Here is an 18,180-nt window from a genome sequence, read left to right as displayed (position 1 = left end):
TTATACATGCGCCTACGGAAGTCGGATATGCCTGAAGCTTGCCCTACGCCTCCATCAGGCGCTCGCCATATTCAGTCCAGAGCTGCTTGGCCTCGCGGCTGCCGAGCGGCGGCGTCGAGCGGTCGCCGTAGGAGATGGCGACGGCGCTCAAGTCGTACTGGCCGTCGGCCTCGGCGATGAAGCGGATGGCTTCGCCGAGCGGCCTCGAGTGGAAAACTGGATCGGCCTGGCCCCGGCCCAGGCTGCGAACGCCCGAAATGCTTGCTGGCACATGCCGCATCCGAAAGACGGATGCCATGGCAGGTTTGTCCATGCCCGCTCTCCGCGATTTCCCCCATTCTGCGCGATTCCGACAACGAATGATTCCATAAGGTCCGGCTAATGACCAGCCTGTGCAAAAGGCCGGTGCGTGAGCCCGGCCTTTCATGTCGGCGACGAGACGGCAAAGCCGCTCGCGCGTCAGCGGTGGAACCAGTCGCGGTCCGGCTGCGAGCCTCTGCCGACGGCGAGGCCAATCAGCACGCCGAACAGCCCGCCGATCGCGACCGCGGTGGAAATGGTGCCGGGGTTCTCTTGCACCGTTTCGGAAACGCTATGCGCCTGGCTGCGCAACTGCCTGGCTGCGCGCGAGGCGCGGTCGGTCGCGCCGCTGTACAAGTCGGAGGCGCGGTCGGCCGCGCTTTGATACCAGCCATGAGCCGTTTCCTCGGCCTGGTCGGAAAGCATCCGGTTGAGCCGGCTCACCTCGCGCTTCAGCTCCGCTATCTGCCTCTTCATCGCCGCCTCGGAAGCGCCCGAAGATTGCGCGCTGCGGCGTGAAGCGCCTCTGTTGCGCGCAGCACTCATCGTGCCCTTGCCGTTGCCACTTACCGGAGTGGTGCCGGTGTTGTTGTCTGCCATCGGGTTTCTCCTTTTCTCTTTGCAACGGTCACGATGGGTCATGGTTCCCGCAAGTGCGCCGTGGCCGCGAAAGCAAGGGCCGTGGAGCGAACTCCACGACCCTTGCGACGAAACTCTCAACGATACCGCGCCTTACTTGCCGCAGTTCTTGTCGTTGACGGTCGGTGCGGTGGTTCCGGGCGACAGGTTGCTGGCATCGGGCTGAGCGCCCTGCGGACTCGGCGCGCAATTGCGGTCGGCATTCGAGTTCATGCCGTCGCCATAGGTCGGGCCGCCATAAATGCTGCCGGTCGTGCCCGGATCGACATTGTCGGCATTGGGGATGACCGTCTGGCCGCTGCCGCCGGTCGTGTCATTTGTCGTGCCCGAACCCATATGGCCGGATGTGTCGCCCGTGCCCATATGGCCGGCACTCTGGGCCATCGCCGCCGTGGCAAGACCGATCGTGAGCGCCGAGGCCGCAAGGATGGTTTTCAACATGATTTTCTCCTTTTCTTGGCGAAAGGTCGTCGCGTCGCGACTGGGGGCGGAACCACTCGGGCGGCGCATGGTTCCGACAAAAATGTCCATCTGCGGCGACCTGTCCCGGTTGGGCTGTTTTTCGGCGGCCAGCGTTTGGGGTGGGATTCAAAAAATAGGAAAATTTGCCTAGATGGCATTGCCTGGTGAAGGCAGCGGTGCTATGATTTTATCCATGGTGCTGATTTGCGCCAACGACCCGCCCTCCGGCGGGTTTTGTTTTTCTGGCGCCGCCTCTTCACATCTCCATACCGGCGTCGTCGGCGGGACAGCGCCCCCCTCTGCCCTGCCGGGCATCTCCCCCACTTGGGGGGAGATTGGCAGTTTCGCCGGCGGCGCCTTCTCCCTGCAGCGTTGGCGATTGACGAAGCCAGCGCGAAATCTGATCTCCCCCCAAGTTGGGGAGATGGCCGGCGGGCCAGAGGGGGGCGCGAAGGAACGCGGCGCTTCCGATTTGCCATCAGCTCCGAGGTCCCATGCCACGCTATGCCACCATCATCACCGCCGACGACGGTGCCGAGATCGTCAGCGCCATCGGCGAGTTCGAATCCTGCGGCCTGCCGCGCGACTCCGGCCGCGTCGAGGAAGTCGCGCCGGGCGTGCGCATCGGCATGGTGCGCGGCGGCCCGGTCGAGGCAGTCGCAGGCTTCGGCTTCCCGCGCCAGGGTTTTGGCCCGTCGGACGTCGGCGCCGCCACCGCGAAGCTGAAGGCGATTGCCGCGCCGGCCGCTGCCATCTCGCCGCAAAAGGCAGTCCGCGCCAAGCCGCGCAAGAAGCCGGCCCGCAAGGTCCGCAAGGCAAGGGCGGCAGGAAAAGCGGCGCCAACCGATGTGCCGGTTCATGGCTGACGAGAACAAGGCAGTACGCCGCAAAGCCGCCCGCGCGAAGCCGGCAAGATCACTCCGCAAGCGGGCAGCCGCTCAAGTCGGGACCACTGCTCCAGTCACCCGCCCGAAGCGCTCCAAAAAGACGCTGGGCGACGATTTCACCGCAGCACTGCGCGCCGACTTTCGCGCCCATGGCGCCGGCGTCATCGCCGCGGTGCGGGCCGAGAAGCCCGACCAGTATCTGAAGGTCGTGCTGACGGTGCTGCCCAGGGATTTTTCGCAAAACCTCGATGCCGACAAAAACAATCTCGACCGGATGAGCGATGAGGAGATCCGCAACCGCATCCGCAGCCTCGAAGCGAGCCTCCGGCCGTTCCTCGATGCAGACCTATCTGGCGCTGCTCGAGGAACTGGATCGCCGACATCGCCGTAGCCTATTGGCCCTCTACCGGCCCTACGACCGCCAAGCCGAATTCCACGCGGCAGGGGCGAAAAACCGCGAGCGCCTGTTCATGGCCGGCAACCAGCTCGGCAAGACCAGGGCAGGGGGCGCCGAATGGGCCATGCACCTCACCGGCCGCTATCCCGACTGGTGGGTGGGCAAGGTGTTCGACGCGCCGGTCCGGCTCTGGGCGGCCGGCGTCACCGGCGAAGGCACGCGCGACAACCCGCAGCGCGTGCTGGTCGGCCCGCCGCAACAGCAGGCCGAACGGGGCACCGGCATGATCCCGGCCGATGCGATCGCCGAGACGGTGATGGGCCGCAATGTTCCCGGTGCAATTGACAGCGTCATCGTGCGCTGGGGCGGTGGCGGCGACGTGCAGGCGGGCGAAAGCGTGCTCTCCTTCAAGAGCTACGAAAAAGGCCGTGAGAAATGGCAGGGCGAGACGCTGCACGGCGTCTGGTTCGACGAGGAGCCGCCGCTCGACATCTATTCGGAAGGGCTTACCCGCACCAACGCGACCGATGGCATTACGATCGTGACGTTCACGCCGCTGCTGGGGATGTCGGATGTGGTGCTGCGGTTTTTGAGCGCGGCGGAGGTGGAGAGGATGGGGAATCGCTGACTCCCCCTTCTCCCCTTGTGGGAGAAGGTGTCGCCGGAGGCGACGGATGAGGGGTGTTCCAGGGAACACCAGCGTCTCACTCCGCTGGAACACCCCTCATCCGTCTCGGCGCTGCGCGCCGATCCACCTTCTCCCACAAGGGGAGAAGGGGACGCGCATGCCGCGCCATCTATCGCCGCTCACGCGAGGGCGAGGAACCCGGAGCTAAAAAGACAGATAGAGCCGGATCAGGGGTATTTGCTGCCCGCAAGCTGCCTGGCGCGAGCTTTAGGATCGGTTGCTTTCCGGGTGAGCGGTTGGCACCATATTCTTTCGTCGCCTGTAATCTGATTGAACCAGACATTGCATACTTTGCTCGGTGTGTCCGGGGCGCAGACTTTGTGTTGGTGCCCATTAAGATCGTACATCCTGCAGGTCTGCTTACTCGTATCATAAGGCACGTTCGACTGGCATGCCGATGCACCGGCTGCTACGGCCACGACAATTGCTATGCGGATCATGTATTCCCCCCCAACCCGCCAGCAGATTTGCACTGATGAACAGTATTATCAATGGTATTAGATCGTTACGATAATTAATTACGGCAAGCTAATATGTCCCGACACGTCACCTTCATGACCATCGACGATGCCGGGCACTATTCGCCCGAGCAGCGCGCCGCGATCGTCGCCGCCTATCCCGAGCATGAGCGCGAAGCACGCGCGCGGGGCATTCCGGTGCTGGGCTCCGGCCGCATCTTCCCGGTGCCGGAGGAGATGATAGCCTGCGAGCCGTTCAAGCTGCCGCGCTGGTGGCCGCGTATCGGCGCGCTCGATTTCGGCTGGGACCATCCGTCGGCCGCGGTCGAGCTTGCCTGGGACACCGAAGCCGATGTCGTCTACGTGACGAACGCGAACCCGTGCGCCTGGCGACGATCGCGAACATCACCCTTTACGGCCTGCAGACCATCGACGGCGTGGCAGCTGCGGTCGGCGATCGCGTGCTGGTCAAGAACCAGGCCGATCCGACGCAAAACGGCATCTACACCGCGAGCGAAGGCCAGTGGTTCCGCGCCGCCGATGCCCGCACCGCGCGCACGATGCAGAAGGGCACGACCGCGCATGTGCAGGGGGGAGCCACCAACACCGGCAAGACATTCGTCTTCCAGAGCATCAACCCACGGATCGGCACCGACGGGATCGCGGTCGCCTTCTACCAGTCCGACGACACGATCAGCGAGGTGAACGCGGCTGTCGTGGCCGGCATCGCGTCCGTCGAAGCGGCTTCCGAAGACATAATCGCCGAGGCGAAAGCGGCCAGGGATGCAGCCATTGCCGCGGCGGCTGGTGTAAACCTGCCGCCGGTCACCGCGAATACCATGTTAGTCGACAATGCGGCCGGCACGGCGCGTGAGGCGAAGACATTCGCAGCTGTGCGCACGAAACTGCAGTCGATCCCTTATTCCGAACTGCCCTATGTCGAGGCATGGAACAACGGTGTTCCTGGCGACGGCTCCGACCAGACGGCGGCGCTCCAAGCTCTCATCAACGGGTTCTCGTCGGCTGGTGGCAACATCTTGCTGAAGGGCGAGGTGCGCTTTTCGACGCTGAACCTGCAGGCCAAGCGTCATATCCGCATTGCAGGCCTAGGCGGCCTGACTGCCGGTTCTACCCAGCAGACGTATTTGCGCGGGACAGCTGGTGCGGGAGCGGGTCGGCTGATTGATGCGAGAGACTCGTTTAGGGTGTCGTTCGAGCACCTGTTTATGGAGGCGACCAATACCGCCAACTTTGATGGCATCCTGCTTGACTATGGTCTTGTTTCGACTGGCTCGGCATACATGCAGCTTTCGGACTGCACCATTCGAGCAGACTGTACCCCGTCTCAGCATCGCGGTGTGAACCTCTACGGAGCGTTGGAAGGAAACTATCATTGCGTTTCTTTCCAGGGCCGAGCCATCAATGGGTTGGTCAGCATGCAGAAGGTCAACGGCGTCGGCTTCTGCAACGTTCACAATTTCCAGTCGTGCTTTTTTAAAAACCTTGTCAGCAACTATCCGGTGCAGGGTTCCGGTGAGGGTATCACGTTTCAGGGATGCAACACGCAAGCCTGCTCCGATGGTCTTGGTCGGTTTTGGCAAACCGGTCTTCATCAGGATTTTCGGGGTGCTAATATTCTTGGCTGCACCTTCTACGATGTGATGCTAAATGGCGGCGAGTGGATCGAGGCATACCGCGGCAACGCCCTAAATGTCATGGGCTGTCGCTTCGGTGGCAGGGCGGATTTGGGTTACAGCGCTGGCATCGTGCTTGGTGGTGCAGCCACTGGTGAGGGTAACACTGGCGTCCACGGCGTCACAATCTTCGGCAATAACTTCGAACAGTGTGCACCGGCCGTCGCCTTCGGCGGCGTCATCGCCGACAACACGCATGCCAAAGAAATTATCGTCGGTGGCAATCACTTTACAGCAGCGAATAACAGCTTCTTCGGGTCTCTGGTCCTCGCTGAGCGGGCCACAATCCTACCGAACAACATCAATGGGGCTACCGGTATCAATGCGAATGGTGGGCGCCTCGCATTTCCGGGCCTGCCCACAGCTGTAACCGGTCTCCCATCCGGAGCTCTGTGGAACAATACCGGCGTGCTGAACATCGCGCCGTAGCAGTCACCGAAACGAAGCGACATGCATCAGCCGTGGATGCTGCCCTTATTGCATAAGGCATATGCCCAATCTTGGAGCCGCCTAGCACTCCCGAAGGCTTCAATGATGTCCGCATACGAAGCGAAATTCGAGCGTCTAAATGGGGCACCGCCATTCATGCTGCCGGCAACGGGTACGTTACTTGCTGCGCTCGGCGTACTCCTTCAGCGTCTAAGCGTGACGCCTAGCGAGCCTTCGATCATAGCGTCGCGAGCCCCTGGCGCGGCTGCCCCACCCGTCCCCTCGCATTTCGCGCACCGCACGCTCACCCCAGGACACCTATGCTGGTGTGTCCCCGCCGGGCAGCAATGGCCGTTGGAACTGCGCCATCTCGGGCATTCGAACATCGTGCCGGTGCCGCCGCAGCCCTGGCACTCGCCTGTTTGCGATAACAACAAACTCATTTTGCCCAACCCTTCGGCGTCGTAACGCCGCTACCCCATACCGGCGGACCCCAACCGCCATCTCCTGACATTAGCATACGGCAATTAAGGTCTTTCTAAAACGCTAAATTCGCGCGAAAGCAATTCGCCGGCAAAACTTTTCCCCTGCAAGCCAACTCCAAGGAGTCTCCCATGGACCGCAATTTTGCGCGGGCGCTTGCGCTCGTGCTCGAATCCGAAGGCGGCTGGTCGGACAAGAAAGCCGATCCCGGCGGCGCCACCATGAAGGGCGTCACACTCGCCAATTTCCGCCGCTACGTGAAGGCAGACGCCGGCAAGGCCGACCTGAAGAAGATCACGGATAGCCAAGTCGCCACCGTCTACCGGCGTTTCTATTGGGACGCCGTGCTCGGCGCGGAACTCCCCGACGGCATCGACTACGCCGTCTTCGATTTCGCCGTGAACAGCGGGCCGGGCAGGGCGGCGAAATACCTGCAGGCGGCGCTCGGCGTGGCCCAAGACGGCCGCATTGGCCAGGCCACGCTTGCCGCGGCCCGGGCTAAGCCCCCCGGCGTCGTCATCGACAGGCTTTGCGATGCGCGGCTCGCCTTCCTCCAACGGCTGCCGACCTGGCCGACCTTCGGCAAGGGCTGGAGCGCGCGCGTCGCTTCGGTGCGTGCCGAGGCGCTGCTCATCTCGGCACCGTCTGAGCCGCTCCTGCAGCCTTCGCCGCGGCCACCCGAACCTGACACGGCGCAGCCAGCCGTCGGCGCTTCCGGTGATGATGCCGGCCAAGCGGCCGCCCTGCCGGCGCCGGCATCGCCCGGCAAGATGGCCGGCATCCTCGTCTTGATCGCGCTGGCGCTCGGCTCGGCCGCCGCCTGGATCGCGCATCTTCCCTGCAATCTCTTCGGAGTGTTTTGCCAATGATTGCCGTCATCATCCGCATCGCGCTGCGCTACGGCGCCGGCGTCCTCGTCGCGCGCGGCCTGCTTGGCGCGGGCGACGCCGCGGCGTTTTCGGCCGATCCCGACATCCAGATCGCGCTCGAAACCGGCATCGGCCTGGCGCTCAGCCTCGCCACCGAGGCCTGGTACGCGCTCGCCCGCAAATTCCACTGGTCGAAATGAGGTAGCAAAATGGTAGAGGTCTTCACCGAGCTCATCCGCCAGGCCTTGCCCTGGGTCATCGGCGCGCTGCTTCTCATCGCCGCGCTTGTCGTGTGGTGGCTGGCATGACGGCGCTCCTGTCCTTCCTCTCCGGCAATCCGGCGATCCTGGGCGTGCTGGCATCCTTCATTGCCGCGCTCGGCTGGGGTTTTCATCAAAGGCTCGCCGGCGCCAAGGCCGAGCGCGACCGGCAGACCAAAGCCGAGGCCGCGGCCCGCGACATCGCCGACCAGGTCGACAACGATATCGGCGCGCTGCCCGCCGATGCGGTCAAGAAGGAGCTGAAGTCATGGGCAAGGGACTGATCGCTGCCGTCCTCCTCGTTGCGCTCAGCAGCTGCACGACGGCCAAGGGCGGCTTCTGCGCGGTCTCCTCGCCGCTGCGCCTCTCCGCCAAGGCAGTCGAGACGCTGTCGGATGAGGAGGCAAAGGCGCTTCTTGCCCACAACCGCAAGGGCGAGAAACTCTGCGGCTGGAGGCCTTAATGCACGACATCTTCGATCTGCTCGGCATCAAGGGCCAGGTGGTGGCCGCCGGTCTCGCCGGCGGGGTGTTGAGAGCGCTGTCGCGCCATCGCTACAAGTTGCGCGAGATGGTGGCCTCGCCGATCTGTGGCGCTTTGGCCGCCGCCTATCTGACACTGCCAGTGGTCGCCTGGGTTCAGGCGAGTGGCCTGCAAGTGCCAGATGCTGCCGACGACACCACCACGCTCGCCGCCGCCTTCCTCATCGGCGTGTCGGCCATGTGGATCTCGGACATTGTGTTCGAGGTGGTGGTGAGGCGGTTCAAGCCCGATCCGGATGAATGAGGGCAGCCCGGCATGGGCGCCGCCGATTCCAGAGCCCAGTCGTGGGATATCGAACCGTCGGCAAGAGTTTCTGAAAACTTCATGAACCAATCGGCCCCGCCACGCGACGCATCGGTGCAAATGAACACCATGCACCATGGAGATTTTCCAATGACTGCAATCCTGCGCAATGCACTTCTTGCCGCCGTCGCCGTATCAGCTTTGGGCGGCTCCGCGATGGCTGGCCAGCAGATCTACGAATGCAACAACACTCTGACCAACAAGCTCTGGGCCGGCCGTTGCTGCGGCGTCGGTGACGCCAACTGCCTCGGTGGCGAAAGCCACCACCAGGGCAGGGGTGATCACGGCCGGGGCGACAAGGGCGGGAGCAACAACGGCCGAGGTGACAAGGGGCCCAAGTGAGGCTGACCAGGCAACCGATGCTCGCCGGTTTGCCCAACCGGCGAGCATCGGTGCAGACCAGGCGCCCCGCGCTCTGTAACCTCACCTTATCCGGCGCTTGAGCGGCTGGACGAAGCAAGCCACAATCCCCACCTATGGAGAAATCCAAAGGAGGTTTGACATGGCTTCTTCCGAACGCGCAGTCCTTGCCGGCGGCTGCTTCTGGGGCATGCAGGATCTGATCCGCCGTTTCCCCGGCGTGATCTCCACCCGCGTTGGCTACAGCGGCGGCGACGTGCCGAACGCGACCTATCGCAATCACGGCACCCATGCCGAGGCGATCGAGATCGTCTTCGATCCGACCAAAACCAGTTTCCGCACGCTGCTCGAATTCTTCTTCCAGATCCATGATCCGACGACCAGGAACCGCCAGGGCAACGATGTCGGCTTGAGCTACCGTTCGGCGATCTTCTACACCAGCGACGAGCAGAAGCGGGTGGCCGAGGATACCATCGCCGACGTCGACGCTTCGGGTCTGTGGCCCGGCAAGGTCGTCACCGAACTCGCTCCGGCCGGCCCCTTCTGGGAGGCCGAGCCCGAGCATCAGGATTATCTGGAGCACTATCCAAACGGCTATACCTGCCATTTCGTCCGGCCGGGCTGGAAGCTTCCCGTCCGCGAAAAGGCCGCCGCATCGTAAAAAATAGCGGCTATGCAGTAGCCTCTTGTCCATGATCATGCCCGCCGTGCCGAAAGGCATGGCGGGCTTTTTTGCGTTTCGGGCTCCTGGCCGCCATGCCGAAAGGCATTGTGGCCTTTTGTTTCGGATCGAAGCCTGCCGGCGATAACGCCGGCGGTCAGCCCTTGGCCCGGCGGTTCTCGTTCTCGTGGCTGCCGATCCAATGGGCGCGGATACGGTCGCTGGCCTCGAGATAGGCCATGTCGATGAGATAGGTCAGAAGCTTTTCGCCATCGGCCTCAGCTTTCTGGCGAAGCTCCCGCAAGATCCCCTGCGCAAATTGCAGGTTTTCCATTTTGCTAGGCTGGTCCATCGGTGCCCCCAATGTCTGCATGGGAAGTTTGGCTCACTATACTTGTACGAAGGTTGTGGTCTGACTCACGGCTAGGCTGTACCCGGTTGCACCCGCGCTCGATCAACGAAGCTGTTGGACATTGCGCGGAAATGTCGATATTTTACGCCCCCAATCGGACAGCGACCATGCACGAAGACGAGGGCAGCACTCCTGACAAGTTGCAAGCCATGCTTGACGTGATTGCCAGGAGCGAGCCCTCCAGCGGGAGCGGTGAGGCCGATGTCGGCAGGCTGAAGGCCGACGCCACCAAGGCGGCCAATGTGCTGATCGAATTCTACGGCGACGCCGCCCTCGAACGCGCCAGGCTTATCGAGCGCCGCTCGCCCCAGTCGCATTTCGCGCGCTTGGTGACGGCCGAAGTCGGCAAGCGCGGCAGGCTCCCGCCTAGAAGCTAGTCCGGAAACCGGCGAAAAAGCTGGTCCAGAGACTGGCCTAGAAACCGGCAAAGATCGCCTCAAGAGGATTTGCGCCTCCTCGATTTCTCGCCAAGCCTCTGCTGTATCTCTTCCTGGATATTGTCCAGGAGGTAGGACAGCATGTCGTGCCCGATCGACTGCGCGATTTCCTTGGCCTGCTCGACATGGTTGTGGATCTCGCGGAGCGAGTGCTCCTCGCATGCGGCATCCTGGGTCAGGTCGACGAACCAGCCGGGATAGAGCGCCGCCTCGCCCATGCCGTCGACATAGCATTGACCAACGGCCAGGATCTTGCGCAGCCCCATCTTTTCCGAACGGACCTTGTAGACTTCGCGGAAGCCTGACCTGCGCTCTATGGCCTTGCGGATCGCCAGCCGAACCCTCGGCTGGTCCTCCCGCTCGATGCTTTGCATCCACCTTTCCAGCGGCGCGCCATGCGAGAATTCCTCGAGCGTCAGATCGAAATAGGCGGACAGATTGGCGTCGCCATAGACGCGATCGCGCTTGATATCCCAGGTCCAAAACCCGTCGATCGGTGGATACCGCATATGCACGTTGCGGCTGTGTTCAGGCGCCGACGTCATGAAAACCGCCCCGTCCGGTTTCAAGATTCGCCAATACTATGTCGCAAAATTCCAAAGAAACAAAGGTGGCCTTTTGTACAAGGCTGGCAATCATAGGGCCTGCTGCTTGCTGAGATAGCTTGACGGCATAGTTGGTATACCAGAAATACGAATGATGAGAAAGTTTCTCTCGCCGAAACAATTTTCACTTCGCTGCCCCAAGGGAAGCCTGGTATTTCACGCGATAAGCAGAAATCTTTGAATTTGAAACAACCTCAAAGGTTGTATTCGCCTGGATGTGCCGCCAGGGCTGGACATTCTGTCGATTTTGCAAGGCCGGCGCGGCAATGCTGGTGTGTTGCCTGAGCCGCGCCGGCCGAAGCGGCCTCCAAAAGGTTTCGCCGCGCCGGGGATGCTAACGGCCGTTGCCGCGCCGGCAAACCGACCGCTGGTTGAAAATGGGCGAACTTCAAAGAAGAAGACAGGGCGTTGCGGCCTATGGCCCGGCGATTTGCGGGCATATCGCCGGCTCATTGGGACCGAAGCTTTTTTGGTCTAGGACTTAAGCCTTGCCGCCGCCAAGCACTTAGGCTGACTTCCGGTGCGGCTCCGGCCCTGCTTCCGGTTCGCCGTCATCGGTCGCCGAATCGTCGACGGCTCTGTCATGCTCGAACTGGCGCGCTTCGGGCAGCGGATGCAACCAATGCTCGCGTCGGCCGACCCACAGTTCGTAGCTGGGTTCCAGACCTTCGGTCGGCGCGACGTCCAGGCTGCCGATCATCACCTCGACCTCATCCTCGCCGACCGATGGCAAGCGGCTGCCGCAGGTCGGACAGAAGCTTCGCTCGGCATAGGTGCTGGTGATTCCCTCGCTTTCGAATCCCTGGCGCGGCCATATGGCAAAGGCCTGATAGGCCGATCCGCTGGTCTTGCGGCAGTCCTTGCAATGGCACAGGCCGACCCTCAGCGGCTCGCCGGTCACCCGGAACTGGACGCCGCCGCACAGGCAGCTGCCGCTGCGTATGATATCGTTGGACATGGCTGTTCCTCCTCGTCCGGCGACGCAGACCAAATCCCGCGCGATGCGAGCCGATATCGGGAAACGTCTTGATATCGGGAAACGTCTTGGCGTCGACCGGGCCGCTCCGGCTATAATCCGCGCGGAGCCGAGACGGTTCCCAATGCGCCTGCAAAGGCGAAGCGATTCTCAGTTTGGGAAACTGAAGACCGGCTCCTCGCAGCGATAGACGCGGCACGGGCCGTCGCGGGTCGGAACGGCGACTGACATCGGGACTTCGGGCCAGTCGCACTCATTGCCATACTGGCGCACGAAACGATCGTAGGTGTTGGGCCCGGTGGTCAACACCGCGGCATGCCGGTTCTGGATCAGCGCCTGCGTCTCGGCGCAGGTCATGGCCCGGGTGTCGGGCCGCGCATCGGCGGCGCCCATGGTGCACAATATCGCGCCGGCAAAAACGGCGATCGACAGGTTTTTCATGGGAACACCGGCTTCCAGTCATGGCTTTTGCGGTGACGAATAATGGATCCTGCTAGAAAACCGCAAGGTATCTGAGCAGCGAGATAATGCCGATGATGATGACGACAATCTGGGCGATCTGTCTCGTGCGGCCGTCAAGCGGCAGGCGCTGGATGAGATAAAGCACTAGGATCACCACCAGGAAGGTGATCAGGATACCGATGAGAACCGATGCAGCCATTTGCCTGTCTCCATGCCGCCTCGGGTAGGGCTGCCCCTAAGCGCGTCGCGATCTTTCAGATTCGCTCCGTGCGCTTTAGGTTTTTGATTTTACGCATATCTTTGTCCCGAAACCGGTCCCACTTTCGGGGAACATGCCTTAACGTTGCGGGCGCTGGAATGGTTCCAGATCGAAGGAGGCGCGTGCGACTGCGGCGAGGTGAGCGGCGGGCTCCTCGAAACGCGAGCCGTCAGGCGCTCTGGCTTCCGCGTCCGCCGCATTCCAGGCAGATCATGCTGTGTCCCGGGCAGCTCAGCCGGTGCGTCCCTTCCGGGCAGCAATGGCCGTTGGAGCTGACCCAGCGGGCGCAAACGAAGACTTTCCTGGCGCCATGGCAGCGCCGGCATTCCGTCGAGGGCATCAGATTCTCCTTAGGCGAGACGCGATGCCCCCCCTTCAACGACCGTGTTCATCCGTTTAGTCCCCACGACTGGGTTGTCGGCCCGGTTTTTCAGAGACATTACATTAGCTATCTGGAATATAAAGCCGCGCGGACCGATGACGAAAGTTTCAACGGTCCGCGCTTTCCCTTTGCCACGCCCTTGCTAAAGGTGGGGCGGGCAGATTCTGCAGGGCAGGGCGAACGGGAACCTCTGGCAATGACATGGACGGGCGCAGGCGCGCTTTTCATCCTCGTACTTACCTATGCGGGTGTCGCCGTCGGGCGCATTCCGGGCCTCAGGCTCGACCGCGCCGGCATTGCGCTGCTCGGGGGTGCTGCCATGATCGCCATCGGCGCGATCAGCATCGAGGACGCCTACCGCGCCATCAATTTCGACACCATCACGCTCTTGCTTGGCATGATGATCGTGGTGGCGCATCTGAAAGTATCCGGCGCCTTCCGGGCGCTTGGCGGCTTCGCCATCGAGCATGCGCATGCGCCCTTCATGCTCCTGATCATGGTAACGCTTTTGACTGGCGTGCTCTCGGCCTTCCTGGTCAATGACGCGATCTGCCTGGTGATGGCGCCGATCGTCGTCCACGTCACCCGCGTCATCAGGCGAAACCCGGTTCCCTATCTCATCGCCACCTGCACCGCCTCCAACTGCGGCAGTGTCGCCACCATCACCGGCAATCCACAGAACATGGTGATCGGCGCGCTGTCCGGCATTTCCTATCCGGCCTTCGCGGCGGCCTTGGCCCCGGTGGCGCTGTTTGGCCTCGTCGCCGTCATCGTCATCGTACGCATCGTCTATCGTGCCGAGTTTTCGCGCCCTGCCGAACTCAGCCCCGAGGTCTATCGCGGTCGCATGCTGCCCGGACAGGTGCTGAAGGCGACGATTGTCTGCGTGGCGTTGGCAATAGCCTTCTTCGCCGGCGTGCCCGTCGCCAAGGCGGCACTGATTGCCGGCGCTTTCCTGCTCGTCACCCGCGCGATCAAGCCGCACCGCATTTACCGCGAGGTCGACGGGCCGCTGCTGTTCATGTTCGCCGGCCTCTTCGTGGTGGTGGCGGGAGCCGAGCGCACGCTGCTCACACCTGACATGATCGCCTGGGCGAAGACTATCGGCCTCGACGATATCTGGCGGCTTTCCGGCTTTACCGCGGTGCTTTCCAACATCATGAGCAACGTGCCGGCGGTGCTGGCGCTCAGGCCCTTCATCCCTGGCCTGGAAAATCCCGAGCGCGCTTGGCTTGTCGTGGCGATGAGCTCGACGCTCGCCGGCAATTTCACGCTGCTCGGCTCCGTCGCCAACCTCATCGTCGCCGAGCAGGCGAAAGCGGCCGGCAAGGAGCTGTCCTTCATGGCTTTCTTCAAGGTCGGCCTGCCGCTGACCTTGCTGACGCTCCTCGCCGGCACGGCCTGGCTGGCTTTCACCTCCTGATTTCGCGCTTTTGCGGCCCTCGACAAAATTCTACCCGCGCATTCATCGAATCGATTGCGCAAACGTTTCGATGGCTCTATGGTTTTGCCAGATCCGCCGCAGAGCGGACGGGAAACGCAATCCAGGGGAGGAGCGCTTGCGGGCTCTCCGTTCGCATGCCGACAATGGCTGAGGTCGCGCGCCGCGCCGGCGTCTCGGTTTCGACCGTCTCGCATGTCGTCAACCGCACGCGTTTCGTCTCGCCCGAGAAGGCGCAGCTCATCAACGACGCCATTGCCGCCATGGGCTACCAGCCCAACGAGCTGGCGCGCTCGCTGAAAGTGGCCTCGACCAACAGCGTCGGGCTCGCAATCTCGGCGATCTCCAACCCTTATTTCACCGACATCATCTGCGCGGTCGAGGCCGAATGCGCGCGGCTCGGCCTGATGGTGTTCCTGTCGGACACACAGGAAGACCCCGACCGCGAGTTGTCTGTGGTGCGCGCCTTCCACCAGCGCCGCGTCGACGGCGTCATTCTGGCGCCGTCCGGCTCGCCCGAACGCGCGATCGCCTATCTCGCCGAAAAGAAGCTGCCTTGCGTGCTGATCGACCGTTTTGCCGACGACCGTTTCGACCAGATCGGCGTCGAGAACGAGACGGCGATGCGCTCGCTGATCGACCATGTCGCCTCCTTCGGCCATAGGCGCATCGGCTACATCGCCGGCCAGCCGGGGCTCACCACCACGCGCGAGCGCGTCGACGCGTTTCGCGCCTCGCTCGCGGCCAATGGACTTGAATGCCTGCCGCACTATGTCTCGCCGGAGAATGTCGACACGGCGAGCGCCACGGCATCGACGCATGCGATCCTGTCGCTGCCAGCGCCGCCTACCGCATTGGTCACCGGCAACAACATGACGACGATCGGGGCAGTCCGTGCCATCCGCGAGAAGGGTTTTTCGATCCCGCGCGACCTCTCGCTGGTCGGTTTCGACGATTTCGAGTGGGCCGATTGCTTCGAGCCCAGGCTGACGCTGGTCGAGCAGCCCTGCACCGAGATCGGCAGGCAGGCGGCGGCGTTGCTCAGCGAGCGCATCGCCTCCAGCGGCGCCGCGCCGCGCGCCGTGCGTCTGCCGGCAAAACTGCAGGCGCGAGAATCCTGCGCGAGGCCAGCATGAGCGCGCCGCTGCTTTCCGTCACCGGCGCCGTCAAACGCTTCGGCGGCGTACAGGCGCTGCGCGGCGTCGATTTCGATTTGAAGGCTGGCGAGATCCACGCGCTGCTCGGCGAGAACGGCGCCGGCAAGTCGACGCTGATGAACCTTCTGTCGGGCGTCTATACGCCGGACGAGGGCGAGATACGCATCGACGGCAAGCCGGTCACCTTCAGCAACCCGCGCGAGGCGCAAGCCGCCGGCATCGCCACCATCTTCCAGGAACTCGACCTCGTGCCTTCGCTCGATGTTGCGGCGAACCTCTTCCTCGGCCGCGAGCTGATGCGGTCGGGCGGCATGCTCGACGTGCCGGCGATGCGCCGCGAGGCGAAGCGGCGGCTGGAGGCGATCGAGCTCGCCATCGACCCGGCTCGGCTCGTCGCCGATCTTTCGATCGGCCAGCGCCAGGTGGTGGCGATCGTCAAGGCGCTGTCCTACGCCTCGCGCGTGCTGATCATGGACGAGCCCACGGCCGCGCTCACCGTCGGCGAGGTCGAGCGCCTGTTCGGCATCATGAGGAAGCTCGCCGCAACCGGCGTCGGCATCGTCTACATCTCGCACCGGCTGGAAGAAGTGCCCGATATCGCCGACCGTGTGACGGTGATGCGCGACGGCCGCGTCGCCGGCATCACCGAGCCGCACGCGCCGCAGGCCGAGCTGGTGCGCCTGCTGGTCGGGCGGCCACTGGATGAGCTTTACCCCGAGCGCGCGAAAGCCACAGGTAAGACGCTGCTGTGCCTCAAGGATGCCAGCTTCAGGCTCGCCCGGGACAGCGCCGGCTGGCAGCCGCCAAGCGGCATCTCGCTCGAGGTCAGGGAAGGCGAGATCGTAGGCCTTGCCGGCATCATGGGGGCAGGGCGCACCGAGTTGCTGTCTGCGCTCTATGGCACCGGCCTTGCCGGCCGCTGGCAAGGCGAGGTCGCGGTCGACGGCCGGCCGGTAAAACTCGAATCCATCAACGCTGCGCGCAAGGCCGGCATCGCCTTCGTCACCGACGACCGGCGCGGCGGCGGCCTGATGCTGAGGATGGCGGTCGGCCTCAATCTGGTGATGTCGGTCATTCGCCGCATCTCGCCGGCAGGCCTGATGTCGCCGCGCCGGCAGGCAGAGGCGGTGCGGCAGTCCTTCGGCCAGTTCGACATCCGCCCGAAGAACCCGGACATCGCCGTCGGCGCGCTTTCGGGCGGCAACCAGCAGAAGGTGGTTCTGGCCAAGGAAATCCTTGGCAATCCGCGCCTTCTCCTGCTCGACGAGCCGACGCGCGGTGTCGATGTCGGCGCCAAGGGCGAGATCTACGCGCGGCTGCGGGCGCTCGCGGCCCAGGGGCTGGGTATCCTCGTCGCCTCCAGCGAGATGCCGGAGCTGATCGGGCTCTGCGACCGGATCGTGGTGCTGCGCCAGGGGCGCAATGTGGCGGAATTCAACGGCGGCGTCGACGAGCACACCGTGCTTGCCGCGGCAAACGGCAGGGAGGCCTGATGTCGGGAGAGAAGATTTCGGTGGCGGCGAGCCCGCCCGTGGCTCCTGCGAAGCACCGCGTCGACCCGCTGGCCATCATCGTGCGCTTCCAGAGCCTGATCGGCCTGGTGCTGGTGGCGATCGGCGGCATCATCTTCTCGCCGCGGCGCCATGGCGAGATCCTGTTCCTCAACCCCGACAACATCGCCAACATCGTACGCGCCGTGTCGGAGACCGGCATCATCGCCATCGGCATGACCTTCGTCATCATCACCGCCGGCATCGATCTGTCGGTCGGCGCGGTGCTCGGCCTGTCCGCCGTCGTCACAGCCACCATGATGATCTCCGGCGGCTTCGGCCTCATCGCCACCATCCTGGCCGTGCTCGTCATGGGCACCGTCTTCGGTATCGTCCAGGGCACGATTTCCACCCGCTTCCGGCTGGAGCCCTTCATCGTCACGCTCGCCGGCCTGCAGGCGGCGCGCGGGCTGGCGCTGGTCGTTTCCGGCAACCAGTACATCAACATCTCCTATGGCGACGGGCCTGGCCTGGCGCCGCCTGTATTCGCGGTGCTGGGCGAGCGGCTGTTCGACAACACCGTGCCGGTGGCGACCATCGTCTTCATCATCTTCGCGGCCATCGCCACGCTGGTGCTCAACACCACGCGCTTCGGCCGCTACGTCTACGCCGTCGGCGGCAACGAGCGCGCCGCGCGCATTTCCGGCGTGCCGGTGTCGATGGTGAAGATCTCGGTCTACGCCATCACCGGCTTTGCCTCGGCGCTTGCCGGCATCGTCCATGCCGGCCAGTTCAACTTCGGCAGCGCCAATGACGGCATGGGCTATGAGCTCACCGCGATCGCCGCCGTCGTCATCGGCGGCACCAGCCTGTTCGGCGGCGCGGGCTCGATGGTCGGCACCGTGGCCGGCACCATCATGCTCGGCGCCTTGGCCAACATCCTTCAGCTCAACAACATCACCCCCGCCATGCAGCTACTCGCGACCGCTGCGATCATCGTCCTGGCGGCAGTGCTTCAATCCCTCGTTCGCCGCCGCGAGGGATTGGGACGATAGGAGGCCGGCGGCAGCATTCTGAAAGAGCAACCCCAAGAACTGCAACGAAGGTCTGGCACCCCGAGCCAGGC

The 18,180-nt window shown here is 63.5% G+C and carries 24 protein-coding genes and 1 pseudogene; 17 read left to right on the top strand and 8 right to left on the bottom strand.

The genetic code is table 11. The annotated features are described in order from the left end of the window. Positions 1-43 precede the first annotated feature (43 nt). From AC4FWB_RS24010 to AC4FWB_RS24000, 3 genes are all read right to left on the bottom strand, one after another. A complete protein-coding gene (locus AC4FWB_RS24010; RefSeq protein ID WP_491028713.1) occupies positions 44-313 on the bottom strand; it encodes a hypothetical protein in 270 nt (89 codons plus the stop codon). A gap of 146 nt (positions 314-459) precedes the next feature. Further along, positions 460-900: a hypothetical protein gene (locus AC4FWB_RS24005; RefSeq protein WP_491028712.1), complete on the bottom strand. Its 441-nt coding sequence runs from the start codon at positions 898-900 to the stop codon at positions 460-462. Between the two features lie 132 nt (positions 901-1,032). Next, the gene (locus AC4FWB_RS24000) at positions 1,033-1,380 is read right to left on the bottom strand and encodes a hypothetical protein (protein WP_491028711.1); all 348 of its coding nucleotides are present in this window, start codon (positions 1,378-1,380) and stop codon (positions 1,033-1,035) included. A 515-nt stretch (positions 1,381-1,895) separates the two neighbouring features. Here AC4FWB_RS24000 and AC4FWB_RS23995 point away from each other — a divergent pair. From AC4FWB_RS23995 to msrA, 12 genes and pseudogenes are all read left to right on the top strand, one after another. Continuing rightward, on the top strand, positions 1,896-2,267 hold the full coding sequence (locus tag AC4FWB_RS23995; protein ID WP_491028710.1) for a hypothetical protein: 372 nt from the start codon (positions 1,896-1,898) through the stop codon (positions 2,265-2,267). After that, complete coding sequence (locus AC4FWB_RS23990) at positions 2,260-2,679, top strand: hypothetical protein (RefSeq protein ID WP_491028709.1); 420 nt, start codon at positions 2,260-2,262, stop codon at positions 2,677-2,679. Before AC4FWB_RS23995 ends, AC4FWB_RS23990 begins: the two co-directional genes overlap by 8 nt. Continuing rightward, the gene (locus tag AC4FWB_RS23985; protein ID WP_491028708.1) at positions 2,627-3,313 is read left to right on the top strand and encodes a terminase large subunit domain-containing protein; all 687 of its coding nucleotides are present in this window, start codon (positions 2,627-2,629) and stop codon (positions 3,311-3,313) included. Before AC4FWB_RS23990 ends, AC4FWB_RS23985 begins: the two co-directional genes overlap by 53 nt. 593 nt (positions 3,314-3,906) lie before the next feature. Beyond that, positions 3,907-4,008 (top strand): annotated as a pseudogene (locus AC4FWB_RS23980) (phage terminase large subunit family protein); the annotation flags it as partial. 203 nt (positions 4,009-4,211) lie between these two features. Continuing rightward, the gene (locus AC4FWB_RS23975; RefSeq protein ID WP_491028764.1) at positions 4,212-5,954 is read left to right on the top strand and encodes a hypothetical protein; all 1,743 of its coding nucleotides are present in this window, start codon (positions 4,212-4,214) and stop codon (positions 5,952-5,954) included. Between the two features lie 614 nt (positions 5,955-6,568). After that, the gene (locus AC4FWB_RS23970) at positions 6,569-7,306 is read left to right on the top strand and encodes a glycoside hydrolase family 108 protein (protein ID WP_491028707.1); all 738 of its coding nucleotides are present in this window, start codon (positions 6,569-6,571) and stop codon (positions 7,304-7,306) included. Continuing rightward, positions 7,303-7,506, top strand: a complete 204-nt coding sequence (locus tag AC4FWB_RS23965) for a Pam3-gp28 family putative phage holin (protein WP_491028706.1) — start codon at positions 7,303-7,305, stop codon at positions 7,504-7,506. Before AC4FWB_RS23970 ends, AC4FWB_RS23965 begins: the two co-directional genes overlap by 4 nt. 104 nt (positions 7,507-7,610) lie before the next feature. Then, positions 7,611-7,850, top strand: coding sequence for an ABC transporter permease (locus AC4FWB_RS23960; RefSeq protein ID WP_491028705.1), 240 nt, complete (start codon positions 7,611-7,613; stop codon positions 7,848-7,850). Continuing rightward, positions 7,835-8,029 carry a hypothetical protein gene (locus tag AC4FWB_RS23955; RefSeq protein ID WP_491028704.1) on the top strand — a complete coding sequence of 65 codons (195 nt, stop codon included), beginning with the start codon at positions 7,835-7,837 and terminating at the stop codon, positions 8,027-8,029. The genes AC4FWB_RS23960 and AC4FWB_RS23955 overlap by 16 nt, the downstream gene beginning before the upstream one ends. Then, positions 8,029-8,352, top strand: coding sequence for a hypothetical protein (locus tag AC4FWB_RS23950; protein ID WP_491028703.1), 324 nt, complete (start codon positions 8,029-8,031; stop codon positions 8,350-8,352). The genes AC4FWB_RS23955 and AC4FWB_RS23950 overlap by 1 nt, the downstream gene beginning before the upstream one ends. A gap of 12 nt (positions 8,353-8,364) precedes the next feature. Continuing rightward, positions 8,365-8,754: a hypothetical protein gene (locus AC4FWB_RS23945; protein ID WP_491028702.1), complete on the top strand. Its 390-nt coding sequence runs from the start codon at positions 8,365-8,367 to the stop codon at positions 8,752-8,754. A 160-nt stretch (positions 8,755-8,914) separates the two neighbouring features. Beyond that, positions 8,915-9,433, top strand: a complete 519-nt coding sequence (gene msrA / locus AC4FWB_RS23940) for a peptide-methionine (S)-S-oxide reductase MsrA (protein ID WP_491028701.1) — start codon at positions 8,915-8,917, stop codon at positions 9,431-9,433. A 157-nt stretch (positions 9,434-9,590) separates the two neighbouring features. Here the strand turns inward: msrA and AC4FWB_RS23935 are convergent, their stop codons facing one another. Beyond that, positions 9,591-9,785, bottom strand: coding sequence for a hypothetical protein (locus AC4FWB_RS23935; protein ID WP_095778310.1), 195 nt, complete (start codon positions 9,783-9,785; stop codon positions 9,591-9,593). A 167-nt stretch (positions 9,786-9,952) separates the two neighbouring features. Between AC4FWB_RS23935 and AC4FWB_RS23930 the strand changes: the two genes are divergently transcribed. Further along, on the top strand, positions 9,953-10,222 hold the full coding sequence (locus tag AC4FWB_RS23930) for a hypothetical protein (protein ID WP_491028700.1): 270 nt from the start codon (positions 9,953-9,955) through the stop codon (positions 10,220-10,222). 59 nt (positions 10,223-10,281) lie between these two features. Here AC4FWB_RS23930 and AC4FWB_RS23925 read toward each other — a convergent pair whose 3' ends face one another. From AC4FWB_RS23925 to AC4FWB_RS23910, 4 genes are all read right to left on the bottom strand, one after another. Then, on the bottom strand, positions 10,282-10,827 hold the full coding sequence (locus AC4FWB_RS23925) for a PAS domain-containing protein (protein ID WP_491028699.1): 546 nt from the start codon (positions 10,825-10,827) through the stop codon (positions 10,282-10,284). A 565-nt stretch (positions 10,828-11,392) separates the two neighbouring features. Then, positions 11,393-11,845 carry a GFA family protein gene (locus AC4FWB_RS23920; RefSeq protein ID WP_491028698.1) on the bottom strand — a complete coding sequence of 151 codons (453 nt, stop codon included), beginning with the start codon at positions 11,843-11,845 and terminating at the stop codon, positions 11,393-11,395. A gap of 168 nt (positions 11,846-12,013) precedes the next feature. Beyond that, a complete protein-coding gene (locus AC4FWB_RS23915; protein ID WP_491028697.1) occupies positions 12,014-12,304 on the bottom strand; it encodes a hypothetical protein in 291 nt (96 codons plus the stop codon). 52 nt (positions 12,305-12,356) lie between these two features. Further along, the gene (locus tag AC4FWB_RS23910; RefSeq protein ID WP_491028696.1) at positions 12,357-12,524 is read right to left on the bottom strand and encodes a Thivi_2564 family membrane protein; all 168 of its coding nucleotides are present in this window, start codon (positions 12,522-12,524) and stop codon (positions 12,357-12,359) included. A gap of 638 nt (positions 12,525-13,162) precedes the next feature. Here AC4FWB_RS23910 and AC4FWB_RS23905 point away from each other — a divergent pair. The 4 genes from AC4FWB_RS23905 (at position 13,163) to AC4FWB_RS23890 (ending at position 18,109) form a co-directional block, all read left to right on the top strand. Beyond that, complete coding sequence (locus AC4FWB_RS23905) at positions 13,163-14,389, top strand: anion transporter (protein ID WP_491028695.1); 1,227 nt, start codon at positions 13,163-13,165, stop codon at positions 14,387-14,389. Positions 14,390-14,544: 155 nt separating this feature from the next. Next, entirely contained in the window at positions 14,545-15,543 is a 999-nt protein-coding gene (locus tag AC4FWB_RS23900) for a LacI family DNA-binding transcriptional regulator (RefSeq protein ID WP_491028694.1), read from the top strand. Next, positions 15,540-17,057: a sugar ABC transporter ATP-binding protein gene (locus tag AC4FWB_RS23895; RefSeq protein WP_491028693.1), complete on the top strand. Its 1,518-nt coding sequence runs from the start codon at positions 15,540-15,542 to the stop codon at positions 17,055-17,057. The genes AC4FWB_RS23900 and AC4FWB_RS23895 overlap by 4 nt, the downstream gene beginning before the upstream one ends. Beyond that, entirely contained in the window at positions 17,057-18,109 is a 1,053-nt protein-coding gene (locus AC4FWB_RS23890; protein ID WP_491028692.1) for an ABC transporter permease, read from the top strand. Before AC4FWB_RS23895 ends, AC4FWB_RS23890 begins: the two co-directional genes overlap by 1 nt. The last annotated feature ends 71 nt before the right edge of the window (positions 18,110-18,180 follow it).

The organism is Mesorhizobium sp. LEGMi-168a (assembly GCF_058312955.1).
This window is presented reverse-complemented; position numbering and strand designations above follow the sequence as displayed.